We start from the raw sequence: 24,119 nt of genomic DNA on the forward strand, positions 1-24,119 counted from the left end.
TCGGAGGGCCGCCCGGAGCACGGCTCCGGGGCGCCGCTCCGGGAACCGACCCGCGCCGCGGCCGTCCGCCAGAGAGGTGCCCGCATGAAGATCGTCGACCTCGACCGCGAGGACCTGAAGCGTGGCCTGGCCGAGGATTCGATCCTCGTGATCGACGTGCGCGAGCCGCACGAGTTCGAGGCCGGCCACATCCCCGGCGCCGTCACGCACCCGCTCTCGGCCTTCGACACGGACGCGCTCGGCGCCCTCCTGGCGCAGGACAAGCGCCGCCCGGTCTTCTCCTGCGCCTCCGGCGTGCGCTCGGTCCACGCCCTCGCGGCGGCCCAGAATGCCGGCCTGCCGATCGAGGCGCATTACCGCGGCGGCTTCAAGGACTGGTATGCGGCCGGTGAGACGGTCGCCTGAGGCCCCAGCGCTCCGCTCCGTCGCGCGCGGCCAGCGCGCCGGGGCCACGTTCGACCCGCGCATCCCGCGTTCGGCCGGGCTCGCCCGGCGAGACGCTTTGTGCGCCATCGCACCACCCGTCGCGCGCCGAGGGACTACGGCGCGAGACGCAAGGGAACCCAACATGCGCACGCGCCGGCTTGTCAGCCTCCTGCTTCCACTGAGCCTCGCGCTCGCCGGCCCGGCCCACGCCCAGGCGCCCGGCGGCCCGCCCCCCACCGTCACGGTCGCCAAGCCGGTCGTGAAGGACATCGTCGAGCGCGACGCCTACACGGGCCGCTTCGACCCGATCGAGTTCGTGGAGGTGCGCGCCCGCGTCACCGGCTACCTCGAGAAGATCGCCTTCCAGGACGGCGCCACGGTGAAGAAGGGCGACGTGCTCTTCATCATCGACCGGCGGCCCTACAAGGCGGCCCTCGACCAGGCCCAGGCGACGCTGACCTCCGCCAAGGCCCGGCTCAACTTCAGCCAGACCGATCTCGACCGCGCCCAGACGCTGAGCCGCTCGGGCAACATCTCGGAGCAGGTCACCGACCAGCGCCGGCAGGCCTCGCAGACCGCGCAGGCCGACGTCGACAGCGCCGAGGCGCAGGTCCGGCAGGCGCAGCTCAACTACGACTTCACCGAGGTGAAGTCGCCGATCAACGGGCGCATCAGCCGCCGCCTCGTCACCGAGGGCAACATCGTCATCACCGACCAGACGATGCTGACGACCATCGTCTCGCTCGATCCGATCTACTTCGGCTTCACCGTCGACGAGCGGTCCTTCCTCAAGTACCAGGGCAGCCTCGGCATCGGCATGGGCCAGACCCAGGCCGGCAAGGGCGTGCCGATCCTGATCGCACTCACCGGCGAGGAGAAGCCGACCCGCAAGGGCACCCTCGACTTCGTGGACAACCGGGTCGACAACGCCACCGGCACGGTGCTCCTGCGCGCCACCGTCGAGAACCCGGACGGCTTCATCAAGCCCGGCCTGTTCGGCATCGTGTCCTTGCCGGCGACGAAGCCGTTCCAGGGCATCCTGATCCCCGACGACGCGGTCTCGGCCAACCAAGACAAGCGCATCGTCTACGTGCTGGGCGAGGGCGACACGGTCTCCGCCCGCGAGGTCAAGCTCGGACCGAAGGTGGACGGCTACCGGGTGATCCGCGAAGGTCTGAAGGGCGACGAGACGCTGGTGATCAACGGGCTGTCCCGCATCAGGCCGGGCGCGAAGGTCACCCCCGAGACCAAGACCCTGCCGCCGACCCGCAGCTAGGGCCGCAACCCCGGGCCGTGGGGGCGCGGCCCGAACCGAATGGACCGTCGCGCCCGCCCGGGCGCCGCGCCGATGCCGACGCGAGGCCGCCGGAGCGCCAGTGAGCGCCGAGGCGGCGAGAGGTTTGACCGATGCGTTTTGCCCACTTCTTCGTCGACCGGCCGATCTTCGCCTCGGTCACGTCGATCATCTTCCTGCTCCTCGGCTTCGTCGCCTACGAGTCGCTGCCGGTCTCGCAATATCCCGAGATCGTGCCGCCGACCGTGACGGTGCGCGCCTCGTTCCCGGGCGCCAACGCCGAGACGGTGGCGGCCACCATCGCGACGCCGATCGAGCAGGAGGTGAACGGCGTCGACAACATGCTCTACATGACGTCGCTCTCCACGAACGACGGCAACATGCTGCTGACCGTCACCTTCAAGGTCGGCACCAACCTCGATATCGCGAACGTCCTCGTGCAGAACCGCCTGTCGGTGGCCCAGCCGCGCCTGCCGCCGGACGTGCGCAACCTCGGCGTCACGGTCCGCAAGGCCTCGCCCGACCTGATGATCGTCGTGCACCTCCTGTCGCCCAACAGGACCTACGACCAGAACTACCTCGCGAACTACATCTACCTGAACATCCGTGACGAGATGCTCCGCCTCGAGGGCGTGGGCGACATCACCATCTTCGGCGGCAACGAGTACGCCGAGCGCATCTGGCTCGATCCGAACAAGCTCGCCGCCTACGGGCTGACCACCACCGACATCACCAACGCGCTGCAGGAGCAGAACGTGCAGGTGGCGGCGGGCGCCCTCGGCGCCCCACCGGCACCCTCGTCGAACGCGTTCCAGCTCGTCGTCCAGTCGCAGGGCCGCTTCCAGACGCCCGAGGAGTTCGCCGAGGTCATCGTCAAGGCCTCCGACGGGCGCCTCGTGCGCATCAAGGACGTGGCCCGCGTCGAGATGGGCCAGAAGGACTACACGACGAACTCGTTCCTCAACGACACGCCCGCCATCGGCATCGGCGCCTTCCAGCGCCCGGGCACCAACGCGCTGGACGCGGCGGCCTCCGTGCGCGCCACCATGGAGCGGTTGAAGAAGAACTTCCCGCCGGACGTCGAGTACCGCATCGCCTACAACCCGACCGAGTTCATCGAGGAATCGATCCACGAGGTCTACAAGACGCTCTTCGAGGCGGTCGTCCTCGTCGTCGTCGTGGTGCTCGTCTTCCTGCAGAGCTGGCGCACCGCGCTGATCCCGGTGATCGCGATCCCGGTCTCGCTCGTCGGCACCTTCGCGGCGATGTCCGCCTTCGGGTTCTCCCTCAACAACCTGACGCTGTTCGGCCTCGTGCTGGCGATCGGCATCGTGGTCGACGACGCGATCGTCGTGGTGGAGAACGTCGAGCGCAACATGGAGGCGGGCCTCTCGCCCGGCGACGCGGCGCACAAGACCATGGACGAGGTCGGCGGTGCCGTGGTGGCCATCGCCCTCGTGCTCTCGGCGGTGTTCATCCCCACCGCCTTCATCCCCGGCATCTCGGGGCAGTTCTACAAGCAGTTCGCGCTGACCATTGCGGCCTCGACCATCATCTCGATGTTCAACTCGCTGACGCTGTCGCCGGCGCTCTGCAAGCTGCTCCTGAAGCCCCACCACGCCCGCAAGGAGCCGAAGTTCTTCCTCACGCGCTTCGTCGCGTGGCTCGCGCGGATGTTCAACAAGGGCTTCGATGCCCTGTCGCACGGCTACGCCCGGGTCATCGGGCTGCTCACGGGCTACACGGTCTCGCTGCTGGCGATGTTCCTCCTCTACGCGGGCATCATCGCGGGCACGCTCCACCTCGCCCAGACGACGCCCACGGGCTTCATCCCGGACCAGGACCAGGGCTACCTGATCGGCGTCGTGCAGCTGCCCGCGGGCGCCTCGCTCACCCGCACCACCGAGACGGTGAACCGCGCGGCGGCCGAGGCCCGCAAGATCCCGGGCGTGACGAACACCGTGATCATCGCGGGCTTCGACGGCGCGACCTTCACGAACACCACGAACAGCGGCGTCATGTTCATCACCCTCGCTGGCGCCAAGGAGCGGGCCGCCCAGGGCCGCTCCGCTGCGGTGATCACTGGCGAGGTGCTGAAGGCGACGGCCAACATCCAGGAGGCGCGGGTCATCGTGATCCCGCCGCCCCCGGTGCGCGGCCTCGGCAACGGCGGTGGCTTCAAGATGCAGATCGAGAGCCGCCAGTCCTCGTCGATCGGGCCGCTCCTCGCCGCCACCGGCGAGGTCCTGGGCAAGGCCAACCAGAGCAAGGAGGTGCAGCGGGTCTTCACGACCTTCGGCAACGACACGCCGCAGCTCTACCTCGACATCGACCGGACCGTGGCGCGGATGCTCAACGTGCCGCTCTCGAACGTGTTCGCCACCGTGCAGGCCAACCTCGGCGGCGCCTACGTGAACGACTTCAACACGCTGGGGCGCATCTACCAGGTGCGCGTGCAGGCCGACGCGCCCTACCGCCTCTCGCGGCAGGACATCGAGCAGCTGAAGGTCCGCTCCTCCACCGGCGCCCTCGTGCCGATGGGGACGCTCGCGCAGATCCGGGAGATCACCGGGCCGCAGATCGTCCAGCGCTTCAACCTGTTCTACTCGGTGCCCGTCCAGGGCGTGGCCCAGCCCGGCATCTCGACGGGCCAGGCGCTCGACGCCATGGAGGCGATCGCGCAGTCCTCGCTGCCCGAGGGCTACGCCTACGACTGGACCGAGATCGCTTTCCAGCAGAAGGCGACGGGCAACACCGCGATCTACGTGTTCGGCCTCGGCGTGCTGCTCGTCTTCCTGGTGCTCGCCGCGCAGTACGAGTCCTGGACGCTGCCGCTCGCGATCCTTCTCGTGGTGCCGACCGGCGTGCTGGCGGCCCTGTTCGGGGTGCAACTCAGGGGTCAGGACAACAACATCCTGACCCAGATCGGACTGATCGTGCTGATCGGCCTCGCGGCCAAGAACGCGATCCTGATCGTGGAGTTCGCCCACGACATCGAGCAGTCGGAGAACAAGGGGCCGGTCCAGGCCGCCATCGACGCCTGCCGCCTGCGCCTTCGCCCGATCCTCATGACGGCCTTCGCCTTCATCCTCGGCGTGCTGCCCCTCGTGGTCGCCACGGGGCCGGGCGCCGAGATGCGCCAGGCGCTGGGGACCGCGGTGTTCTTCGGGATGATCGGCGCGACGGTGTTCGGCCTGTTCCTGACGCCAGTCTTCTACGTGGCGATCCGCAACATCGCGATCTGGGTCCAGCGCAAGCGGGGCAAGGATCCGAAGCAGCCGACGCCCGGGCCGCACGACGTCGCCCACGGCGAACCGGCGCACTGAACGCCGGCCTCCGACCCTTGCGGGCCCGCTCATCCGAGCGGGCCCGTTTCGTTTGGCGCACCGCCCTGCTAGGGAGCAGGCCCCTTCGCGAGGTCAGACGACGCCCGTGCCCGGATATCTCCCCTTCGCGGGGGCGCTGCAGCTCCCGGCCTACACCTGCGACAATTGCGGATTCTGGCAGCGCCACTTCGACCGGCCGCCGCAATGCCCGATGTGCCTCGACGCCCGGCACGTCGTGCCCCAGGACGGCTGGCGGTTCTGGACCGCCCGGGAGGCGCAGGAGCGCTTCCCCTGCCACTGGCAGGAGCTGGAGCCCGGGGTCTGGCGCTTCTGGAACGAGCCGGTCTCGGGGATCGGGCCGAGCGCCTACCTGGTCCGCACGGAGGCCGGCAACATGGGCTTCGAGGGCTGCCCGGTCTTCAGCGAGGCCGCCCTCGATCACATCGCCGCGCTCGGCGGCATGCAGGTGCTCTCGGCCTCGCACCCCCATTCCTACGGGGCGCTGGTGCAGCTCCAGGACCGGTTCGACCCGGAGCTCTGCCTGCCGGCCGCCGACTTCACCTGGAGCGCGGCGCTCCAGGTCTCCTGGCCCTACGACGACTTCCTGGAGCCGCTGCCCGGGCTGGAGCTGCACCGCACCGCCGGGCACTTCGACGGGCACGCCGTGCTGTTCGACCGGGCGCGCAAGATCCTGTTCTGCGGCGACGCCCTCAAGTTCGAGCTCGACCCCGAGGATTTCCGCCGCGCGGTGACGATCTCGGCCCACAAGGCCTTCGTGCGCGGCGTGCCGCTCACCACCAACGAGCTGCGGCGCTACCGGGACGTCTTCGCGCAGCTCGACTTCCGCCAGACCTGGACGCCCTTCGAGCCGGCCGCGAATTGCGGCCGGTCCGAGGTGCTGGCGCTGATCGACGGGATGCTGGCGACGCGCCCGCACGCGGCGCCCGTCCCCCTCGACCAGCTCAAGGGGGCGTCGACCTCCCGCTAGCGCTTCGTGTTGGAGGCGGTCTGGCCGAACATCACCTTCTTGGCGTCCTCGCTCATGGTCTTGCCGTGGTCCGGGTTGACCTCGGGCGCCCGGGCGTAGGCGGCCTTCGTGCCCGGCCGCTCGGCGATGGCCGTGAACCAGCGCTTCAGGTTCGGATGGTCGTCGAGGGACTGGCCCTGCTTCTCCCAGGGGACGATCCAGGGATAGGCCGCCATGTCGGCGATGCCGTACTCGGCGCCCGCCACGAAGGGCCGGTCGGCGAGCCGCCGGTCGAGCACCCCGTAGAGGCGGTTCGTCTCGTTGACGTAGCGGTCGATCGCGTAGGGGATCTTCTCGGGCGCGTACTGCGAGAAGTGGTGGTTCTGGCCGAGCATCGGCCCGAGGCCGCCCATCTGCCAGAACAGCCATTGCAGGGCCTCGGCCCGGCCGCGGAGGTCGGCGGGGATGAACCGGCCGGTCTTCTCGGCGAGGTAGAGGAGGATCGCGCCCGATTCGAACAGCGAGACCGGGGCGCCGCCGTCGGCCGGCGCGTGGTCGACGATCGCCGGCATCCGGTTGTTCGGGGCGATCTTCAGGAAGTCGGGGTTGAACTGCTCGCCCTTGCCGATGTTCACCGGCTTGATGGTGTAGGGCAGCCCGGCTTCTTCGAGGAACAGGGTCACCTTGTGCCCGTTCGGCGTCGGCCAGTAGTGGAGATCGATCATGCTTCGTCCTCGTCGCGTGCCCGCTCGCCGCGGCAGGTGGGCCGCCGCGGGGCCCGGGTCAAGGCGCGCCGGGCCGCCGAAGCAACGGCCCGCGGTCAGCCGTCGCCTTGCACCGTCCCGGCCGAGAAGCTAGACGCAGGGAGGGCCGTTCGGCCTGTCGGGGTGTAGCGCAGTCTGGTAGCGCACCTGGTTTGGGACCAGGGGGTCGTAGGTTCGAATCCTATCGCCCCGACCATGCTTGTCCGTGTGCCTTGTGAGCCTTGGAACGGTGATGTCGAGCGCCCGCATCTATCAGCCCGCGAAGGATGCCTCGCAGTCCGGGCTCGCCCGCACCAAGCAATGGCTCCTGGAGTTCGACCGCACGAGCCCCCGCGAGACCGATCCGCTGATGGGCTGGACCGGCTCCTCCGACATGCTGCAGCAGGTCCGCCTGGAGTTCGACACCCGCGAGGAGGCGATCGCCTACGCCCAGCGGGCCGGCATCGCCTACCGGGTCGAGGAGCCGCAGAAGCCGGTGATCCGCAAGGGCCTGTCCTACTCGGACAATTTCAAGTTCAACCGCACGGCGCCCTGGACGCATTGACCGCGGCTGAGAGCCGCCCCGGGACCGCGGCTCAGCCGCCCCTGCGGTCCCGCCAGGCGGCGTAGGGCTCGGCCTCGCCGTCGGGGCGCAGGTGCGACAGGCGCATCGGCTGCTCGTCGAGGGGCCGGCACAGCTCGGCGTAGATCCCCGCCGAGAGCAGCCCGAACCCTTCCGCCTCCTGCGCCGAGTAGGCGAAGTAGCCCTCGCGGATGCCCGCGAGCCGCATCGCCGCGTGGCACATCGGGCAGGGCTGGCCGCTCGCGTACATCACGCAGCCGTCGAGCTTCGGCGTGCCAAGGCTGCGGCTCACCGCCCGCAGCGCCACCATCTCGGCGTGGTCGGTCGGGTCGTTGGTGGCGTGGATCGTGTTCACCGACCGCGCCAGGACCGCCCCGTCGCGGACGATCACCGCCCCGTACGGGCGGCCCCCGGCGGCCACGTTGTCGCAAGCGAGGGCGACGGCCTCGGCGATGTGCTGGGCGTGGTCGATCATGGTTTCCTCCTCTCGTGGCGCATCAGAACGCGTAGCGCACCGTGCAGTAGGGCATGGTCTCGGCGAGCAGGCCCTTGAAGCGGGCGATCCAGCGGCCCTTCCAACCGGCGCGGTAGCGCAGGTTGTCGCCGCCGCCCTCCGAGCGCTTGGCCTCCTGGATGTCCGGCCGCCAGAGCAGATCCTCGGCCCGCGGGTGCCAGCCGAGATTGACCTCGTGGAGCGCGGCGTTGTGGGTCAGCAGGATGACCTCGCACTTGAGCTGCGCGCGGGCCGCGGCCGAGATCGTGCCGTCGATCTCGGAGAACAGCGCGCGCCAGTCCGCCTCCCAGCCCTCGTAGAGGATCACCGGCGAGAAGTTCACGTGCACCTCGTAGCCCGCGGCCACGAACGCGTCGATCGCCGCGATGCGCTCCGGGATCGGGCTGGTGCGCACGTCGACGACCCGGGCGATGCGCGCCGGCATCAGCGAGAAGCGGATGCGCGTGCGCCCCTGCGGCTCGTAGGCGAGGAGGTCGGGATTCACCGCCTTGGTGGCGAAGGAGGCCTTGGCGTTCGGGATCTCGCGGAACAGGGCCACGAGATCGCGCACGTTGTCGCTCAAGGTCGCGTCGACCGAGAGGTCGCCGTTCTCGCCGATGTCGTAGACCCAGGCCGCCGGATCGATCAGGTCTGGCTCCGGCAGCGGCCCCTGCCGCGCGGCGTGCCGGCGGATCGCGGCGGCGATGCCCTCGACGTTGGCAAACAGGGTGATCGGGTTCGCGTAGCCCTTGCGGCGGGGCACGTAGCAGTAGGCGCAGGCCATCGCGCAGCCGTTCGAGGTCGAGGGGGCGATGAAGTGCGCGCTGCGCCCGTTCGGCCGCATGGCGAGCCCCTTCTTGACGCCGAGCACCAGCGTCGACCGCTTGATCCGCAGCCAGTCCTCCACCGAGCCGGCATTGCCGTGGAGCGCCGGGATGTTCCAGTGCGAGGGCACGAGGATCCGCTCGGCCTCGGGGAAGCGGTCCAGGATCTCGCGGCCGCGCGCGAACTCCGCCGCGGCGGCCTCGTGGTAGATGGTGCGGATATCGAGAAGGTCGGTGCTGCGCGTCATGTCCTGTCCGGGCGGCCCTGCGCGGGCCGCTCGGCGCGATATGGCGCGCGCCTCACAGCCGGGCGAGGAGCTCCGCCTTCTTGTCCGAGAATTCCCGCTCGGTGAGCACGCCCTTGCGGTGCAGCTCGGCGAGGCGCTCGATCGTCGCGAGGACGTCGTCGCTGCGCCCCCCGGCCGGCGCGGCGGGCTCGGGCGCGGGCGCGCGGATCGGCTCCGCGGGCGCGTGCCGGGCGCCCGCCACATGGCCCGATGCCTCCCCGCCGGACGCCTCCCCGCCCGCGATCCGCCGCAGCCGCGTGAGATCGACCGCGCCGAGGCTGCTCGTGAAGCTGAACGCCCCGTTCGACTGCGCGGCGCCGGAGATATGGTGCTCGCCGGTGTCGTAGAGCGTGACGCCCTCGGGCGTCTCCACGGCGAGCCGCCGCTCGGCCGGGAAGTAGGCGTAGCGCAGGCCGTTCTGCGAACCCTCGGTCGAGGGCCGCCCGAGGCCCGCCGGCCACCAGTGCGCGGCGCCGCGCGCGCCCGCGCTGCGGGGTGCGTCCCAGCCCCCCGGCGGGAGCGCCTCGGCGAGTTCCGCGCAGAGCGCCGCGACCTTGGCCTTCAGGCCGTCGTCGAACATCCGCCCGACCATCACCATGCCGCCCAAGAACCATTGTCCCAGGCCGCCGAGATCCGGGTGGTCGAACTGCGCCATCGTGCCGTTGCCGGCCTCGAGTGCCCGCATCAGGTGCCGCACCGCCTCGATGCTGACGCCGTGCCGGTCGGCCACGCTCTGCAAGCCGGAGGCGTGGTCGGGTCCCTCGTCCGTCATCCGCCGTCTCCCACGGGCCTGCTTGCGCCCTGGGGATACTATGGGCTCTGCGCGGGCCCGGCGGAAGCGTCCTCGACGCCGGGACCCGCCGCTTGTAGGCAGGCGGGATGCCGAACAGCGTCTCGCCCCCATGATCCCCGGCCTCGGCCGCCTGCTGGGCGCCCGGCCCGTCGCGGCGGAGCCGGCGGCCGAGCCCCTGCGCCGGCCGGGCGAGCGCGCCCGGGCCGTCCTGCACGAGAGCATCGGGCAGAAGGTGCTGCACGCCTGGCTGCAGAACCGCTACCAGACCCTGCTGCCGCTGACCCTCAATCTCCGCTCGCTCGCCGTCGAGGAGCGGGCCCTGGTGGTGCGGGTCGTCGCCCGCGCCATCGCCGCGGGCCGGCGCCGCGACCTCCATCTCGCCGAGGCGGCGCTCGTGCGCATCGGCGCGGGCGAGCGCGAGCGGCGCATGCTGCGCGACGCCCTGGAGGCCGGCGAGGGCGCCGAGCTGTTCGAGGCCGTGCAGGCGGCGGGGCTCGCGACGCTCGCCTACGGCTCCGCCCTCCTGGCGATCGACCAGCGCGACCGCGTGAACCAGCTCTACCTCGCCTACCTCGCCGCCCGCCTCGCCCTGTCGGAGGACGCGGTGGCGAGCCTGCACCGGCGCTATCGGGCCTGACCGGATGCTGCCCTGGATCCACCTCGACAGCGCGGAGATCCCCGGGGGCGAGGGCACCCTGCGGCTCCTGCGTCGCGGCACCGAGTTCTCCATCCAGCTCGGCCACAACGAGCTGATGAACAGCCGGGTCAAGGGCTCGGAGGAGGCGCTGGCCGCGCTCGCCTGCGCGCGCCTCGCCGGCCGCCCGCGGCCCCGCCTGCTGGTCGGCGGCCTCGGCATGGGCTTCACCCTGCGCGCCGCCCTCGCCGGGCTGCCGCCGGAGGCGCGGGTGACAGTCGCCGAGCTCGTCCCGGCCGTCGTCGCCTGGGCGCGCGGGCCGCTGACTGAACTCTTCGCCGGGTGCCTCGACGATCCGCGCGTCGAGATCCGCGAGGCGGACGTCGCCGGGCTGATCCGGTCCGGCGCGGGCGCCTACGACGCCATCCTGCTCGATGTCGACAACGGGCCGGACGGCCTGACCCGCGCCGCCAACGACCGCCTCTACGACGCGGCCGGGCTCGGGGCCGCGCGGGCCGCTTTGCGGCCGGGCGGCACCCTCGCGGTGTGGTCGGCCCATCCGGACGATGCCTTCACCCGGCGCCTGCGCCAGGCGGGCTTCCAGGTGGAGGAGGCGAGCCCCCGGGCCGGCGGCCGGCGCGGGGCCCGCCACCGCATCTGGCTCGCCCGGCGCTGAGCGCTCAGGCCTCCTCGGTCATCGCCCGCAGCGAGGTCTGCAGGGCGTCGCTGCCGAGGAGCAGGCTGCGCGAGAGGTCCGCCAGGGTGATCCAGCCCGTCACCGTCCCGCCCGCGTCCCGCACCGGCATGCGGCGGATGTGGTGGGCCGCCATCAGGTCCATCGCCGCCCGCACGGTATCACCCTCGCTGCAGGCGATGACGGGCCGCGACAGCACGGCCCCGACCGTCGTCGCGTTCGGGTCGAGCCCCGCCGCGACCACGCGGTAGAGGAGGTCGCGGTCGGTGACCACGCCCTCGAGGGCCGTCGCGCTGCCGACCGGCAGGGCGCCGACGTCGAGTTCGCCCATCAGGACGGCCGCCTCGCGCGCGCTCTCGTCGGGTCCGATGAACTCGACATCCCGGCTCATCACGTCGGCCACGCGCATCGCTTCCGTCCTCGCCGCATCGCAAAAAATCTGGGGCAAAAATCTGGGGATGGGCGGACCTTCGCCCGCCCCGGCACGTTCACGTTCCGGTTCGGGAACCCCGGCCCGCCGCACCGCGCGGCGGCGACCGTGCGATCGGGACCCGACCACCCGGAGTGACCATGGACGACCATAGCAGATACGGCGCCGCCACCTCCTCCGCCACCCGCCCCGCACGCTCCCGCATCCGCGAGGGCCTGCCCTATCCGCGCGGTGCGACGTGGGACGGCCTCGGTGTGAACTTCGCGCTGTTCTCCGCCCACGCCACGAAGGTCGAGCTTTGCCTGTTCGACGATGCGGGCGAGAAGGAAATCGAGCGGATCGAGCTGCCCGAGTACACCGACGAGGTCTGGCACGGGTACCTGCCGGATGCCCGGCCCGGCACGATCTACGGCTATCGCGTCCACGGCCCCTACGAGCCGAAGGCTGGCCACCGCTTCAACCCGAACAAGCTCCTGATCGATCCCTACGCCAAGGGCCTCGTCGGCTCCATCACCTGGAACCCGGCCCTGTTCGGCTACCAGATGGAGACGGGCGACGACCTCACCTTCGACGAGCGCGACAGCGCGCCCTACACCCGGCGCTCGCGGGTGATCGACCCGGCCTTCACCTGGGGCCGCGACGTCAAGCCGGACGTGCCCTGGGAGAAGACGATCTTCTACGAGGCGCACGTCAAGGGTCTCACCAAGATGCACCCGCGCGTGCCCGAGCACCTGCGCGGCACCTACGCGGGCCTCGGCACGCCGGACGTGCTCGACTACATCAAGAGCCTCGGCGTCACCTCGGTGGAGCTGCTGCCCGTGCACGCCTTCGTGCAGGACGACTACCTCCAGCAGAAGGACCTCGTGAACTACTGGGGCTACAACACGATCTCCTTCTTCACCCCCGCCCGCCGCTACGCCGCGGTTCCGGACTTCGCCTTCTCCGAGTTCAAGGAGATGGTCGCCCGGCTGCACGGCGCCGGCCTCGAAGTGATCCTGGACGTCGTCTACAACCACACGGCCGAGGGCAACGAGAAAGGGCCGACCCTGTCCTTCAAGGGGATCGACAACGCCTCCTACTACCGCCTGATGCCCGGCGAGCCGCGCTACTACATCAACGACACCGGCACCGGGAACACCTTCAACCTCTCGCACCCGCGGGTGCTCCAGCTCGTCACCGATTCGCTGCGCTACTGGGCGACGGAGATGCGCGTGGACGGCTTCCGCTTCGACCTCGCCACGATCCTCGGGCGGGAATCCTACGGCTTCGACGAGGGTGGCGGCTTCCTCGACACCTGCCGCCAGGACCCGGTGCTGAACTCCGTCAAGCTCATCGCCGAGCCCTGGGATTGCGGCCCCGGCGGCTATCAGGTCGGCGGCTTCCCGCCGGGCTGGGCCGAGTGGAACGACCGGTTCCGCGACGACGTGCGCGGTTACTGGAAGGGCGATGCCGGGCTGCTGCCGTCGCTCGCCTCGCGCATCACGGGGTCGGCCGACAAGTTCAACAAGCGCGGGCGCAAGCCCTGGGCCTCGGTGAACTTCCTCACCGCCCACGACGGCTTCACCCTGCACGACACGGTCGCCTACAACGACAAGCACAATGAGGCCAACGGCGAGGGCAACCGCGACGGGCACTCGCACAACCTCTCGTACAATTACGGCGTCGAGGGCCCCACCGACGACCCGAGCATCCGCGCCGTCCGCCTGCGCCAGATGCGCAACATGCTGGCGACGCTGTTCCTGTCCCGCGGAACCCCGATGCTGCTCGCCGGCGACGAGTTCGCGCGCACCCAGAAGGGCAACAACAACGCCTACTGCCAGGACAACGAGGTTTCGTGGATCGACTGGGAGGCGATCGGCGCGGAGGAGCGCGATCTCGCGGAGTTCACCCAGCGCCTCATCCTCCTGCGCAACGCGCTGCCGATCCTGACCCGCGGCCGCTTCCTCACCGGCGCCTACGACGAGGATCTCGGCGTGAAGGACGTCACCTGGCTCCGGCCGGATGGCGGCGAGATGGAATCGGGCAACTGGGGCGAGGGTGGCGCCCGGGCGCTCGCGGTGCTCCTCGACGGACGCGCGCAGGCGACCGGCATCCACCGCCGCGGCGGCGATGCCACGCTGCTCATCCTCTACAACGCCCACCACGACCTCGTCGGCTTCACCCTGCCGGAGACCGTGGGCGGCAACGAGTGGACGCGCCTCCTCGACACCAACCTGCCGGACAGCCAGGACATCGAGAGCTTCCGGGCGGGCGACCGCTACGACGTGACCGGCCGCTCGATGCTGATGTTCGTCCTGAAGCCCGAGGACACGCCCGGGGATGCGCCGACCGAGATGGAGCGCTCCTACCAGCACGTGATGCAGGCCTTCGAGCGCGCGAACATCGAGACGGTGCGCTTCCACCTCGACGAGGCCTGAGGGCGCGGATCGCGACCGGCCCGTGGGATCCCCGGGCCGGTCGCCGCGCGGAGCCACGGCCGGTCGCCGCAAAGCCTGCAACTTTTGCGACCATCTTCGAGGGCCGCGCGTTGACGGGCGACGCACGCCGCAGGATTCGTGCTCAGGAGTCGTGTACCGGCCCGCGCCCGGGCCTTTGCGCGTGAGGAACCAGCGTTCATGGCGAAAATCCTGCTCGTCGAGGATCACGAGGAGATCTGGGACTTCCTGTCCCGCCGCCTGAAGCGGCGCGGGTACGACGTGATCCTCGCCCATGACGGCGAGGCCGGCGTGCAGCAGGCGCGGGCCGGGCAGCCCGACGTGATCCTCCTCGACATGAACCTTCCGGTCCTCGACGGGTGGTCGGCGGCCCGCGCCCTGAAGGCCGGCTCGGACACCCGCGCGATCCCGATCATCGCGCTCACCGCCCACGCCATGTCGGGCGACCGCGAGAAGGCCATCCAGGCCGGCTGCGACGACTACCACCCGAAGCCCGTCGATTTCTCGAAGCTCCTCAGCCAGATCAGCGCCGCGCTGGGCGAAGCCGCTGCGGCCGGCTGAGGCGCCCAAAGTCCCGCGTCGCGTCACCGAGGTTTGCCATGGCCGATGATCCCGTCACCGCCCGCCTGATGCGGCAGGGTCTGCCGGTGTTCATCGGCGTCGGCTCGTTCCTGCTCGTCGTCGGCACCATGGCGGCGCTCTACTTCGGCCGCGACATCCTCGTCCCGGTGACGCTCGCCATCCTGCTCAGCTTCGTGCTGGTGCCGGCGGTCCGGGCCCTGCGGCGCATCGGCCTGCCGCGGGTGCCGGCCGTGATCCTCGTCGTGCTGGTGGCGTTCTCCGCGCTCGTCGGCGTCGGCACGCTCATCGCCAACGAGGGCGCCCAGCTCGCCGCCGACCTGCCGCGCTATTCCATCACCATGCGGGACAAGATCACGGCCCTGCGCGGCGCCACGGCGAGCGAGGGCACGCTCTCGCGGGTCTTCGACCTCGTGCAGGACCTCGGCAACGCCCTGCAGCCGTTGCACGACGTGGCGCGGGAGGGCGTGCCGGGCACCACCGGCAACCCCTACACGGTCGAGATCAAGGCGGCGAAGGCCGGCCTCTTGGAGAACCTCGGCACCTTCGCGGGCCCCATCCTCCACCCGCTTGCGACCACCGGCCTGATCCTGATCTTCACGATCTTCATCCTGCTGCAGCGCGAGGACCTGAGGAACCGAATGATCCGCCTCGCCGGGTCGAGCGACCTGCGCAAGACCACGGCGGCGATCGACGATGCGGTGCGGCGCCTCAGCCGCTTCTTCCTGGCCCAGCTCGCCCTCAACATCGCCTTCGGCGTGGTGATCGGTGCCGGCCTGTGGCTGATCGGCGTGCCGAGCCCGACCCTGTTCGGCGTGCTCGCCGCGATCCTGCGCTTCGTGCCCTACATCGGCGCGGCGATCAGCGCGCTCCTGCCGCTCATCCTCGCCGCGGCGGTCGACCCCGGCTGGTCCATGGTGGTGGCCACCGCTGCCCTGTTCCTCGTGGTGGAGCCCATCGCCGGCCACGTCATCGAACCGCTGCTCTACGGCCACTCGACCGGCCTGTCGCCGATCGCCGTGATCCTCGCCGCCACCCTCTGGACGTTCCTGTGGGGCCCCATCGGCCTCGTGCTCGCGACGCCGCTCACGGTCTGCCTCGTCGTGCTCGGGCGCCACGTCGAGCGGCTCTGGTACCTCGACGTGCTGCTGGGCGACCAGCCGGCCCTCGACCCGCCGGAGATCTTCTACCAGCGCATGCTCGCCGGCGACCCGGCGGAGGCGATCGACCAGGGGCTGGAGTTCCTGCGCGAGCGCGCCCTCGTGACCTACTACGACGAGGTGGCGCTCGCCGGCCTCCTGATGGCCCAGGACGATTTCTCCCGCGGCACCCTCGACCGGGCCCGCCAGGACGAGGTCGCGCAGGCGATCCGCGCGGTGGTGACGCGCCTCGGCACGGTCTCGGTGCGGCGGCGCGCGCGCTCGGGCAACACCCGGACCGGCTCGACGGAGACGGCGGCCGCGGTCGCGGCGGCGGGCCCGGACCGGCAGGCCGCCGGCATCGTGCTCGCCCGCGAGGAGCTGAAGCCGAACTGGCGGGGCGGGACGCCGGTGCTGTGCGTGTCGAGCCGCGGCCCGTTCGACGAGGCGGCGACGCTGATGCTGAGCCAGATCCTCGGCCGCCACGGCCTGCCCGCGCAGGTGATGTCGATGAGCGCGATCCGCGCCGGACAGCGGCCGGACAACATCGGCGGCATCGCGCTGATCTGCTTCTCCTACCTGGAGCCCGTGAGCCTGTCGCAGATCCGCTTCACGGTCCGGCAGGCCCGGGCCGCGGTGCCCGGGGTCAAGGTGCTGGTGGGCTTCTGGCGGGAGCGCGATCCGGCGACCCTCGACCGGCTGCGCCGGGCGACCTCGGCGGACATCCTGGCCACCTCCCTGAACGAGGCGCTGGCAGCCGCGCTCGACGCTTCGCGGCTCCCCGCCGCCGAGCCGACCGCCGATCGACCGGCGCCCGCCGCCGCCCTGGTGCCCGCGGCCTGATACGCGACGCACGCCCGAGGCGAACCGACCCCGGCGGCCCCGCGTTCGGACTGCTGAGCAGGCCGTCCGCCCACGAGGGGGCGGACCGGCAGCGCAGGCGAGGGTCCTCCCATGTCCCAGGGCGACAAGTCGAAATACACCGACAAGCAGATCCGCAAGGCCGGGCACATCGCGGAGTCCTACGAGGCGCGCGGCGTTCCGGAAGACGAGGCCGAGGCGCGCGCCTGGGCGACCGTCAACAAGGACGACGGCGGCGGCAAGAAGCCCGGCGGCTCGGGGCGGGGCAAGGCGACGGGCCACCCCGCGGCCCATGCCGGGGGCGCGGCCTCCGCCGGCCGCACGGCGGCGCAGCGGTCGGCCTCGGCCAAGAAGGCGGCGGCGACCCGCAAGGCGCGCGAGACCGGCTGAGGCCGGCGCGGGCGAGCCCGCCGGCCGGTCGCCTTCGGCCGTGTTCGGGGCTAGGATGGGCCGCCGCAGGCTCAGGGCGCCGGGCACTGCCCGGCCCGAGCCTCATGGACAAAAGTCCAACTTGATTTGGCGCACCAAAAGCCATTGGCTGCGGCCAGCCGGACAAGAGCCAAAACGGAGGAGACATCCATGAACAAGCCGGAATTCCTGGCTGACGCCAAGACGAAGTCGCCGTTCTCCGCGCGCTACGACAACTTCATCGGCGGCCAGTGGGTCGCTCCCGCCGCCGGCCGCTACTTCGAGAACACCTCGCCCATCACCGGCCGGGTGATCTGCGAGGTCGCGCGCTCCGATGCGCAGGACATCGAGAAGGCGCTGGATGCGGCGCACGCCGCCAAGGACGCCTGGGGCCGCACCGCGCCCGCCGAGCGCGCCCGCATCCTGAACAAGATCGCCGACCGGATGGAGGAGAACCTCGATCTGATCGCGCTCGCCGAGACCTGGGACAACGGCAAGCCGATCCGCGAGACGATGAACGCGGACATCCCGCTCGCCATCGACCACTTCCGCTACTTCGCGGGCTGCGTGCGCTCGCAGGAGGGCTCGATCTCCGAGATCGACCACGACACCGTGGCCTACCACTTCCACGAGCCGCTCGGCGTCGTCGGCCAGATCATCCCGTGGAACTTCCCGATCCTGATGGCGGTGTGGAAGGTCGCGCCCGCGCTCGCCGCCGGCAACTGCATCGTCCTCAAGCCCGCCGAGCAGACCCCCGCCTCGATCCTCGTCGTCCTCGAGCTGATCGCCGACCTGCTGCCGCCCGGCACCCTCAACGTCGTCAACGGCTTCGGCCTTGAGGCCGGCAAGCCGCTGGCGTCGAGCCCCCGCATCGCGAAGATCGCCTTCACGGGCGAGACCACGACGGGCCGGCTGATCATGCAGTACGCCTCGCAGAACCTGATCCCGGTCACGCTGGAGCTCGGCGGCAAGTCGCCGAACATCTTCTTCTCGGACGTGGCGAACGAGGACGACGACTTCTTCGACAAGGCGCTCGAAGGCTTCACGATGTTCGCCCTCAACCAGGGAGAGGTCTGCACCTGCCCCAGCCGCGCTCTGGTGCACGAGTCGATCTACGACCGCTTCATCGAGCGGGCGGTGAAGCGCGTCGAGGCGATCACCCAGGGCTCGCCCCTCGACCCGGCGACCATGATCGGCGCGCAGGCCTCCTCGGAGCAGCTGGAGAAGATCCTCAGCTACGTCGATATCGGCAAGCAGGAGGGCGCCGAGTGCCTCACGGGCGGCGAGCGCAACGTCAAGGACGGTGAGTTCGCCGAGGGCTTCTACATGAAGCCCACCGTGTTCCGCGGCCACAACAAGATGCGCATCTTCCAGGAGGAGATCTTCGGGCCGGTCCTGTCGGTCACCACCTTCAAGGACGATGCCGACGCGCTGTCGATCGCCAACGACACGCTCTACGGCCTCGGCGCCGGCATCTGGACCCGCGACGGGACCCGGGCCTACCGCTTCGGCCGGGCGATCCAGGCCGGCCGCGTGTGGACGAACTGCTACCACGCCTACCCGGCCCACGCGGCCTTCGGCGGCTACAAGCAGTCCGGCATCGGGCGCGAGACCCACAAGATGATGCTCGACCACTATCAGCAGACCAAGAACATGCTGGTCAGCTACTCGGCCAAGAAGCTCGGCTTCTTCTGAGACCCGACCCAACCCGGGCACCTCAGCCCCGGCCGCGAGGCCGGGGCTTTTTGCTGCCCCGGCGTCCGGCCGCCCCGCCTCACGGCAGCGCCGGAACCGGGCCGGCGATCCGGCGGCCGGCGTTGGACTTTCGCGCCGCCGTGCTCAGATGATGCAGGATCATCACGAAACGACCGATCGGAGAGAACGCCATGACGGAGCAAGCCGCCCTCGACCCGGTGACCGCGGAGCAGGCGGGCGTCGACGGCACGCCGCTGCGGGTCACCGCGACTCCGGCCGCCATCGCGCTGATCGAGGAGCTGCGCGCCGAACATGGGCCCGTGATGTTCCACCAGTCGGGCGGCTGCTGCGACGGCTCGTCGCCGATGTGCTACCCGCAGGGCGACTTCGTGACCGGAGACAGCGACGTGCATCTCGGGCAGGTCGCCGGGGCCGACTTCTGGATCAGCCGGACGCAGTTCGAGGTCTGGAAGCACACCCACATCATGCTCGACGTGGTGCCGGGTCGCGGCGGCATGTTTTCCCTGGAGAACGGCCGCGAGAAGCGGTTCCACATCCGATCCCGCCTGTTCACCAGCGCCGAGAACGCGGCCCTTCAGGGCGCCTGCAAGCTCTGAGGGATCACCTCGGGAAAGAATCTCGGGGGGATCACTTCGGATCGGCGCGCTCGTTGGCGAGGCGCTCGGCCTTGGTGCGATCCTCCTGGCTCAGCCCCGAGAGGGTCTGGTCGAGCCAGGCATCCGAGAGGCCCTGCGCGGCGGCCGCGAGGTTCCAGGCCGCGGCCTCCACGAGGTTCTTCGGCACGCCCCGGCCGACCGCGTAGAGCCGGGCCGCCCGGTTCTGGGCGATGGCGTTGCCGCGGCCCGCGGCGTGCAGGAAGTAGCGCGCCGCGCGGGCCTCGTCCTTCGTGACGCCGGTGCCGTTGAACAAGAGGATCGCGAACTCGACCTCGCCCGCGAGGTCGCCGTTGTCCGCGGAGCGGCGAAACCACTCGGCGGCCTTGGCGGGATCCTTCGGCACGCCGCGCCCCTGGAGGTAGAGCACCCCGAGGTCGTGCTGCGCGGGCCCGATCTCGCCCTCCGCCGCCTTGCGGTAGAGTTCGGCCGCCCTCTTCAGGTCGGCCTCCGAGCCTGTCCCGAGGAGCAGCAGCGCGAGGTTGTAGGAGGCGGTCGGCTGGCCCTTCTCGGCGGCCTGCTCCAGCCAGCGGCGGCCGGCCTTCATGTCCTTGGCCATGCCGCGCCCATCCATGGCCATCAGGCCGAGGGATGACAGGGCGCTCGATTCGCCTTGAGCCGCCGCGAGCCTGTACCACTCCGCGGCCCGCACCGGGTCCTGCTTCACGCCGAGGCCCTGGTTGTAGAGCTCGCCGAGCAGCGTCATCGCCGGCCCGTCCTTGGGATCGGCCTCGATGCGCTTCGTCGCCTCCCGGAAGGCCGTGACGTACTGGCCGCGCTGGTAGGCGCCGTAGGCGAAGTCCGCCGGGCGGCCGGTCGCCGGCGGGCGGGCGCCGCCCGCGTAGTTCGGGGTGTAGGGGGAGGGGAGGTCGCGCAGCGGCTCCTTGGCGGGCGAGGCTCCGCCGCCGGCCTCCGCGGGCTTGACGGGCTCCGCCTTGCGGTCGGTCACGGCCTGGGCCGCGCAGGCCGACAGGACCAGGCAGGCGCCTACGAGAAAACCGCGTGCCGCCCTCAACGCGCGCCCCGCATCAGGTCCTGCGCCCGAAGCATCGCCTCCGGCCCCTGCGTCCAGATTCCACTCTCCAGGCCCACGAACTCGGCGCCCGTCGCCGCGAGCCCCGCGATCTCGGGCTCCGTCGCCGCCACGCCGATGCAGGGCGTCTCGAAGATCTCGGCCCACCAGGCGGTGCGCTCGCGCACGGCCTCCGCGTCGGGCGCGACACCGTCCGGGTAGAGGCCGCCGAACATCAGGTAATCGACGCCGGTCTCGCCGGCCTCCATCGCGCCGTGCCGCGTCTCCGGCCCGCCGGCTCCGAGGATCCGCCCGTCGCGCAGGCGGCCGCGCAGGTCGCGCAGGGCGGCCTCGGCTGCCCGGTCGACGTGGACGCCGTCCGCGCCGCCCCGCGCCGCGACCCCGACGAGGTCCCCCTCGAGCCCCGGGCAGGCGAGGACGAGGGCGACCTCGGCCGCCTGCGTCACCGCGGAGACCCGCTTCACGAGGGACACGAGGCTGCGCTCGTCGGACCGCGCGAGGCGCAGCAGCACGGCCGCCACGTCCGCGACCGGCAGGGCCGCCCCGAGCTGCGGGAGGAGGCGGTCGATGCCCTCGGCATCGACCTGGTGCGGGCTGAGCAGCGTCAGCCGGGTCGCCGTGTCGGTCATGGCCGCGTGCTTAGCGCGCGTCGATCTTCGGATCGAGGGTGCCGTCCGCGTAGCGCTTCGCCATGGCGCCGACCGAGACCGGCCGGATCTTCGAGCCCTGGCCCGCCGTGTTGAACTCCTCGAAGCGCTGCTTGCAGAGCTTCGTCATCGCGTCCATCGCGGGCTTCAGGTACTTGCGCGGGTCGAACTCGGAGGGCGTCTCGGTGAGCACCTTCCGGATCTGGCCGGTCATCGCCATGCGGTTGTCGGTGTCGATGTTGATCTTGCGCACGCCGTGCTTGATGCCGCGCTGGATCTCCTCCACCGGCACGCCCCAGGTCGGCTTCATCTCGCCGCCGTACTGGTTGATGATGTCCTGCAGGTCCTGCGGCACCGACGAGGAGCCGTGCATGACGAGGTGGGTCGTCGGCAGGCGGCGGTGGATCTCCTCGATGACGTTCATGGCCAGCACCGCGCCGTCGGGCTTGCGGGTGAACTTGTAGGCGCCGTGGCTGGTGCCCATCGCGACCGCGAGGGCATCGACCTTCGTGGCCGCCACGAACTTCACCGCCTCCTCCGGATCGGTGAGGAGCTGGTCGTGCGAGAGCTCGCCCTCGGCGCCGTGGCCGTCCTCGGCCTCGCCCTTGCCGCTCTCCAGGCTGCCCAGCACACCGAGCTCGCCCTCCACCGAGACGCCCGCCCAGTGGGCCATCTCGGTGACCTTGCGGGTGATCTCGACGTTGTAGGCGTAGTCGGCGGGCGTCTTGCCGTCCGCCTTGAGGGAGCCGTCCATCATCACCGAGGTGAAGCCGTACTGAATCGCCGTCGCGCAGGTGGCTTCGTTGTTGCCGTGGTCGAGGTGCATGCAGACGGGGATGTGCGGGTAAATCTCGACGAGGCCGTCAATCATCTTCGCGAGGAGGATGTCGTTGGCGTAGGCGCGGGCGCCGCGGCTCGCCTGAAGGATGACCGGGCTGTCGGTGGCCGCCGCGGCCGCCATGATCGCCAGGCCCTGCTCCATGTTGTTCATGTTGAAGGCCGGCACGCCGTACTCGTGCTCGGCGGCGTGGTCGAGGAGTTGCCTCAGGGTGATGCGTGCCATGGTCCGCCGTCTCTCAGGTAGGGTCTAGGGTTTGCCGGTGGGGTTCGGGATCGGGGTCCGGCCCGCGCGAAGGCGCGACGTATCGGGAGGCGCCTCCCGCGTCCGCTTCTCCAGGCTCCCGTTGAGAGCGCTCATCGCCCGGTCGCCGCTCCCGAAGGTCTGAGGCCCCGATATAGGGCGCGCGGATCCGGTTTTCCCGCCAAGCCTCGAACCCAAGCCTCGGGCCCGCAAGCCTCACGCCTTGGCCCGAAGGGCCTCGACGCCCGGCAGGGCCTTGCCCTCGAGCCATTCGAGGAAGGCGCCGCCCGCGGTCGAGATATAAGAGAATTCCTCGCCCACGCCCGCGTGGTTGAGGGCCGCGACCGTGTCGCCGCCACCCGCCACCGACACGAGCTTCCCGGCCCGGGTGCGGTCCGCCGCGTGGCGGGCCGCCGCGACCGTCGCCGCATCGAAGGGCGTCAGCTCGAAGGCGCCGAGCGGCCCGTTCCAGACGAGGGTGGCGGCCTCGTCGATCGCGCCGTCGATCTCCGCGACGGAGCGCGGGCCGGCGTCGAGGATCATCCCGCCCTCCGGCACCGCGTCGACGCCCACCGTCTCGTGGGCGGCGTTCGCCTTGAACTCGGAGGCGACGACCGCGTCCACGGGAAGCAGGATGCGGCAGTTCGCGGCCTTTGCCGCCGCAAGGATGCGCGTTGCGGTCTCTGCGAGGTCGCGCTCGCAGAGCGACTTGCCGACCGGCTTGCCTTGCGCGTGCAGGAAGGTGTTCGCCATGCCGCCGCCGATCACCAGCGTGTCGACCTTGGACACGAGGTTCTGCAGGAGGTCGATCTTCGACGAGACCTTGGCGCCGCCCACGAGGGCGATCACCGGGCGCCGGGGCGCTTCGAGGCCCTTGGTCAGCGCGTCGAGTTCGGCCTGCATCAGCCGGCCCGCATAGGCCGGCAGCCGATGGGCGAGGCCCTCGGTCGAGGCGTGCGCGCGGTGGGCCGCCGAGAAGGCCTCGTTGACGTAGACGTCGCCGTTCGCAGCCAGCGCGTCGGTGAAGGCCGGATCGTTCTTCTCCTCGCCCGCGTGGTAGCGGGTGTTCTCGAGGAGCAGCACGTCGCCGTCCTGCATCGCCGCGATGGCGGATGCCGCCGGCTCGCCGACGCAATCCTCAGCGAAGGCGACCGGACGGCCGAGCGTGTCGGACAGGGTCGCCACGACGGGGCGCAGCGAGTCCCCCGGCTCGCGCTTGCCTTTCGGGCGGCCGAAATGCGCGAGCAGCACCACCTTGCCGCCGGCCTCCGCGATCTCGCGGATGGTCGGGACCACCCGCTCGATGCGCGTCGCGTCGGTCACGCGGCCGGCCTCCATCGGCACGTTGAGGTCGACGCGCAGCAGCACGCGCTTGCCCGCGAGCGAGCCGGCATCGTCGAGGGTGCGGAAGGCGGTCATCCTGGATGAAGTCCCTGTTGTGGGCGCCGCGGGGGCGCTCCGGTCCGTCAGCGCGGGGCGGTGGTGGTGCTCGCCCGGGGCGGCAGGAGGTTGTCGAGGTTCAGGCGCTGCACGGCGACCATCAGCACCACCGTCAGCACGGCGGTGATGATGGCGGTGAGGACGAGCGCGCCCGTCCCGGGCAGGCGCTTGGCGCGATCGTTGATCCCGCGCACCTCCTGGCGGAGTGCCGCGAGGTCGGATTGCCGGGCGGCCTCGTCCATGCGGGTGGAGGCGTTCTGGACCTTGTCCTCCACGCGGGACAGCAGCGCCTCCGAGCGGGCGTACTTGTCCTCGATGCGGGAGCACTTGTCCTCGATGCGCGCCAGCTGGTCGAGGAGCTGGGTCGCCGGCAGCTTGGTCACGGGCTGCGGCTGCGGCGGCTGCTGCTGCGGGGTGGGGGCGGGCTTGGCGGCCGCCGGCGTCGGCGCCTGGGCGGGGCCGCCGATCACCGCGCGGGCCTCGTCCTGACTGGTCGGCGGAATGAAGCCCTGGCCGGTCGGCTTGTTTGCGGCGTCGGTCATCGTCGGGCTGCCCTTCCGTTGGAGAAGCGGCCGGGACGCGACGGTCCCGGGTCCCGGCCTTGTAACACCCTTGTCCCGTCGGAGTCGGCCG

Annotated in this window: 23 protein-coding genes and 1 tRNA gene; 14 read left to right on the forward strand and 10 right to left on the reverse strand. The window is 71.0% G+C overall.

What is annotated here, in order from left to right:
• Nucleotides 1-84 precede the first annotated feature (84 nt).
• The 4 genes from ACLBXP_RS16555 (at nt 85) to ACLBXP_RS16570 (ending at nt 6,034) form a co-directional block, all read left to right on the forward strand.
• Nucleotides 85-405 (forward strand): rhodanese-like domain-containing protein, encoded by a 321-nt coding sequence (locus tag ACLBXP_RS16555; RefSeq protein WP_447668844.1) that lies wholly within the window; start codon nt 85-87, stop codon nt 403-405.
• 163 nt (nt 406-568) lie between these two features.
• Nucleotides 569-1,702, forward strand: a complete 1,134-nt coding sequence (locus tag ACLBXP_RS16560) for an efflux RND transporter periplasmic adaptor subunit (protein WP_447668845.1) — start codon at nt 569-571, stop codon at nt 1,700-1,702.
• 131 nt (nt 1,703-1,833) lie between these two features.
• Nucleotides 1,834-5,046: an efflux RND transporter permease subunit gene (locus tag ACLBXP_RS16565; protein WP_447668846.1), complete on the forward strand. Its 3,213-nt coding sequence runs from the start codon at nt 1,834-1,836 to the stop codon at nt 5,044-5,046.
• A gap of 106 nt (nt 5,047-5,152) precedes the next feature.
• Nucleotides 5,153-6,034, forward strand: a complete 882-nt coding sequence (locus ACLBXP_RS16570) for an MBL fold metallo-hydrolase (protein ID WP_447668847.1) — start codon at nt 5,153-5,155, stop codon at nt 6,032-6,034.
• Here the strand turns inward: ACLBXP_RS16570 and ACLBXP_RS16575 are convergent.
• A complete protein-coding gene (locus tag ACLBXP_RS16575; protein WP_447668848.1) occupies nt 6,031-6,738 on the reverse strand; it encodes a glutathione binding-like protein in 708 nt (235 codons plus the stop codon). The two genes, ACLBXP_RS16570 and ACLBXP_RS16575, sit on opposite strands and share 4 nt — an antisense overlap.
• A 158-nt stretch (nt 6,739-6,896) precedes the next feature.
• Between ACLBXP_RS16575 and ACLBXP_RS16580 the strand changes: the two genes are divergently transcribed.
• Both ACLBXP_RS16580 and ACLBXP_RS16585 read left to right on the forward strand, forming a co-directional pair.
• Nucleotides 6,897-6,973 (forward strand) — tRNA-Pro (locus tag ACLBXP_RS16580).
• 36 nt (nt 6,974-7,009) lie between these two features.
• Entirely contained in the window at nt 7,010-7,321 is a 312-nt protein-coding gene (locus ACLBXP_RS16585) for an ETC complex I subunit (protein ID WP_447668849.1), read from the forward strand.
• A gap of 31 nt (nt 7,322-7,352) precedes the next feature.
• Here the strand turns inward: ACLBXP_RS16585 and ACLBXP_RS16590 are convergent, their stop codons facing one another.
• From ACLBXP_RS16590 to ACLBXP_RS16600, 3 genes are read right to left on the reverse strand one after another with little or no spacing between them, the layout of a single operon-like run.
• A complete protein-coding gene (locus ACLBXP_RS16590; protein ID WP_447668850.1) occupies nt 7,353-7,814 on the reverse strand; it encodes a nucleoside deaminase in 462 nt (153 codons plus the stop codon).
• A 22-nt stretch (nt 7,815-7,836) separates the two neighbouring features.
• The gene (locus ACLBXP_RS16595; protein WP_447668851.1) at nt 7,837-8,904 is read right to left on the reverse strand and encodes a spore photoproduct lyase family protein; all 1,068 of its coding nucleotides are present in this window, start codon (nt 8,902-8,904) and stop codon (nt 7,837-7,839) included.
• A 52-nt stretch (nt 8,905-8,956) separates the two neighbouring features.
• Entirely contained in the window at nt 8,957-9,715 is a 759-nt protein-coding gene (locus ACLBXP_RS16600) for an SHOCT domain-containing protein (RefSeq protein WP_447668852.1), read from the reverse strand.
• Nucleotides 9,716-9,845: 130 nt separating this feature from the next.
• Between ACLBXP_RS16600 and ACLBXP_RS16605 the strand changes: the two genes are divergently transcribed.
• Both ACLBXP_RS16605 and ACLBXP_RS16610 read left to right on the forward strand, forming a co-directional pair.
• Nucleotides 9,846-10,373, forward strand: coding sequence for a DUF533 domain-containing protein (locus ACLBXP_RS16605; protein ID WP_447668853.1), 528 nt, complete (start codon nt 9,846-9,848; stop codon nt 10,371-10,373).
• A 4-nt stretch (nt 10,374-10,377) separates the two neighbouring features.
• Nucleotides 10,378-11,046, forward strand: a complete 669-nt coding sequence (locus ACLBXP_RS16610) for a spermidine synthase (RefSeq protein WP_447668854.1) — start codon at nt 10,378-10,380, stop codon at nt 11,044-11,046.
• 4 nt (nt 11,047-11,050) lie between these two features.
• Here the strand turns inward: ACLBXP_RS16610 and ACLBXP_RS16615 are convergent, their stop codons facing one another.
• Nucleotides 11,051-11,473, reverse strand: coding sequence for a CBS domain-containing protein (locus ACLBXP_RS16615; RefSeq protein ID WP_447668855.1), 423 nt, complete (start codon nt 11,471-11,473; stop codon nt 11,051-11,053).
• Nucleotides 11,474-11,634: 161 nt separating this feature from the next.
• Here ACLBXP_RS16615 and glgX point away from each other — a divergent pair, with 161 nt between their 5' ends.
• From glgX to ACLBXP_RS16645, 6 genes are all read left to right on the forward strand, one after another.
• Nucleotides 11,635-13,911, forward strand: coding sequence for a glycogen debranching protein GlgX (glgX, locus tag ACLBXP_RS16620; RefSeq protein WP_447668856.1), 2,277 nt, complete (start codon nt 11,635-11,637; stop codon nt 13,909-13,911).
• 198 nt (nt 13,912-14,109) lie between these two features.
• Nucleotides 14,110-14,490 (forward strand): response regulator, encoded by a 381-nt coding sequence (locus ACLBXP_RS16625; protein WP_447668857.1) that lies wholly within the window; start codon nt 14,110-14,112, stop codon nt 14,488-14,490.
• 38 nt (nt 14,491-14,528) lie between these two features.
• Nucleotides 14,529-16,490, forward strand: coding sequence for an AI-2E family transporter (locus ACLBXP_RS16630; protein WP_447668858.1), 1,962 nt, complete (start codon nt 14,529-14,531; stop codon nt 16,488-16,490).
• Between the two features lie 111 nt (nt 16,491-16,601).
• On the forward strand, nt 16,602-16,898 hold the full coding sequence (locus ACLBXP_RS16635) for a plasmid stabilization protein (protein ID WP_447668859.1): 297 nt from the start codon (nt 16,602-16,604) through the stop codon (nt 16,896-16,898).
• 189 nt (nt 16,899-17,087) lie between these two features.
• Complete coding sequence (adh, locus tag ACLBXP_RS16640) at nt 17,088-18,611, forward strand: aldehyde dehydrogenase (RefSeq protein WP_447668860.1); 1,524 nt, start codon at nt 17,088-17,090, stop codon at nt 18,609-18,611.
• 191 nt (nt 18,612-18,802) lie between these two features.
• A complete protein-coding gene (locus ACLBXP_RS16645) occupies nt 18,803-19,228 on the forward strand; it encodes a DUF779 domain-containing protein (protein WP_447668861.1) in 426 nt (141 codons plus the stop codon).
• 31 nt (nt 19,229-19,259) lie between these two features.
• On the opposite strand, the gene ACLBXP_RS16650 is transcribed toward ACLBXP_RS16645, so the two are convergent.
• The 5 genes from ACLBXP_RS16650 to ACLBXP_RS16670 form a co-directional block, all read right to left on the reverse strand.
• Nucleotides 19,260-20,300, reverse strand: a complete 1,041-nt coding sequence (locus ACLBXP_RS16650) for a tetratricopeptide repeat protein (RefSeq protein WP_447668862.1) — start codon at nt 20,298-20,300, stop codon at nt 19,260-19,262.
• Nucleotides 20,297-20,947 carry a thiamine phosphate synthase gene (locus tag ACLBXP_RS16655; RefSeq protein ID WP_447668863.1) on the reverse strand — a complete coding sequence of 217 codons (651 nt, stop codon included), beginning with the start codon at nt 20,945-20,947 and terminating at the stop codon, nt 20,297-20,299. Before ACLBXP_RS16655 ends, ACLBXP_RS16650 begins: the two co-directional genes overlap by 4 nt.
• Before the next feature lie 10 nt (nt 20,948-20,957).
• A complete protein-coding gene (gene fba / locus ACLBXP_RS16660) occupies nt 20,958-22,028 on the reverse strand; it encodes a class II fructose-bisphosphate aldolase (RefSeq protein WP_447668864.1) in 1,071 nt (356 codons plus the stop codon).
• Between the two features lie 234 nt (nt 22,029-22,262).
• Nucleotides 22,263-23,465 carry a phosphoglycerate kinase gene (locus tag ACLBXP_RS16665; protein WP_447668865.1) on the reverse strand — a complete coding sequence of 401 codons (1,203 nt, stop codon included), beginning with the start codon at nt 23,463-23,465 and terminating at the stop codon, nt 22,263-22,265.
• 47 nt (nt 23,466-23,512) lie between these two features.
• Nucleotides 23,513-24,028 carry a hypothetical protein gene (locus tag ACLBXP_RS16670; RefSeq protein ID WP_447668866.1) on the reverse strand — a complete coding sequence of 172 codons (516 nt, stop codon included), beginning with the start codon at nt 24,026-24,028 and terminating at the stop codon, nt 23,513-23,515.
• Nucleotides 24,029-24,119 lie beyond the last annotated feature (91 nt).

This window comes from Methylobacterium sp. A54F (genome assembly GCF_053346035.1).

Bases quoted from the DNA above. Each gene is read 5' to 3' on its own strand.
- ACLBXP_RS16555 (WP_447668844.1), top strand. From the start codon at position 85: ATGAAGATCGTCGACCTCGACCGCGAGGACCTGAAGCGTGGCCTGGCC.
- ACLBXP_RS16560 (WP_447668845.1), top strand. From the start codon at position 569: ATGCGCACGCGCCGGCTTGTCAGCCTCCTGCTTCCACTGAGCCTCGCG.
- ACLBXP_RS16565 (WP_447668846.1), top strand. From the start codon at position 1,834: ATGCGTTTTGCCCACTTCTTCGTCGACCGGCCGATCTTCGCCTCGGTC.
- ACLBXP_RS16575 (WP_447668848.1), bottom strand. From the start codon at position 6,738: ATGATCGATCTCCACTACTGGCCGACGCCGAACGGGCACAAGGTGACC.
- ACLBXP_RS16585 (WP_447668849.1), top strand. From the start codon at position 7,010: ATGTCGAGCGCCCGCATCTATCAGCCCGCGAAGGATGCCTCGCAGTCC.
- ACLBXP_RS16590 (WP_447668850.1), bottom strand. From the start codon at position 7,814: ATGATCGACCACGCCCAGCACATCGCCGAGGCCGTCGCCCTCGCTTGC.
- ACLBXP_RS16595 (WP_447668851.1), bottom strand. From the start codon at position 8,904: ATGACGCGCAGCACCGACCTTCTCGATATCCGCACCATCTACCACGAG.
- ACLBXP_RS16600 (WP_447668852.1), bottom strand. From the start codon at position 9,715: ATGACGGACGAGGGACCCGACCACGCCTCCGGCTTGCAGAGCGTGGCC.
- ACLBXP_RS16605 (WP_447668853.1), top strand. From the start codon at position 9,846: ATGATCCCCGGCCTCGGCCGCCTGCTGGGCGCCCGGCCCGTCGCGGCG.
- ACLBXP_RS16610 (WP_447668854.1), top strand. From the start codon at position 10,378: ATGCTGCCCTGGATCCACCTCGACAGCGCGGAGATCCCCGGGGGCGAG.
- ACLBXP_RS16615 (WP_447668855.1), bottom strand. From the start codon at position 11,473: ATGCGCGTGGCCGACGTGATGAGCCGGGATGTCGAGTTCATCGGACCC.
- glgX (WP_447668856.1), top strand. From the start codon at position 11,635: ATGGACGACCATAGCAGATACGGCGCCGCCACCTCCTCCGCCACCCGC.
- ACLBXP_RS16625 (WP_447668857.1), top strand. From the start codon at position 14,110: ATGGCGAAAATCCTGCTCGTCGAGGATCACGAGGAGATCTGGGACTTC.
- ACLBXP_RS16630 (WP_447668858.1), top strand. From the start codon at position 14,529: ATGGCCGATGATCCCGTCACCGCCCGCCTGATGCGGCAGGGTCTGCCG.
- ACLBXP_RS16635 (WP_447668859.1), top strand. From the start codon at position 16,602: ATGTCCCAGGGCGACAAGTCGAAATACACCGACAAGCAGATCCGCAAG.
- adh (WP_447668860.1), top strand. From the start codon at position 17,088: ATGAACAAGCCGGAATTCCTGGCTGACGCCAAGACGAAGTCGCCGTTC.
- ACLBXP_RS16645 (WP_447668861.1), top strand. From the start codon at position 18,803: ATGACGGAGCAAGCCGCCCTCGACCCGGTGACCGCGGAGCAGGCGGGC.
- ACLBXP_RS16655 (WP_447668863.1), bottom strand. From the start codon at position 20,947: ATGACCGACACGGCGACCCGGCTGACGCTGCTCAGCCCGCACCAGGTC.
- fba (WP_447668864.1), bottom strand. From the start codon at position 22,028: ATGGCACGCATCACCCTGAGGCAACTCCTCGACCACGCCGCCGAGCAC.
- ACLBXP_RS16665 (WP_447668865.1), bottom strand. From the start codon at position 23,465: ATGACCGCCTTCCGCACCCTCGACGATGCCGGCTCGCTCGCGGGCAAG.
- ACLBXP_RS16670 (WP_447668866.1), bottom strand. From the start codon at position 24,028: ATGACCGACGCCGCAAACAAGCCGACCGGCCAGGGCTTCATTCCGCCG.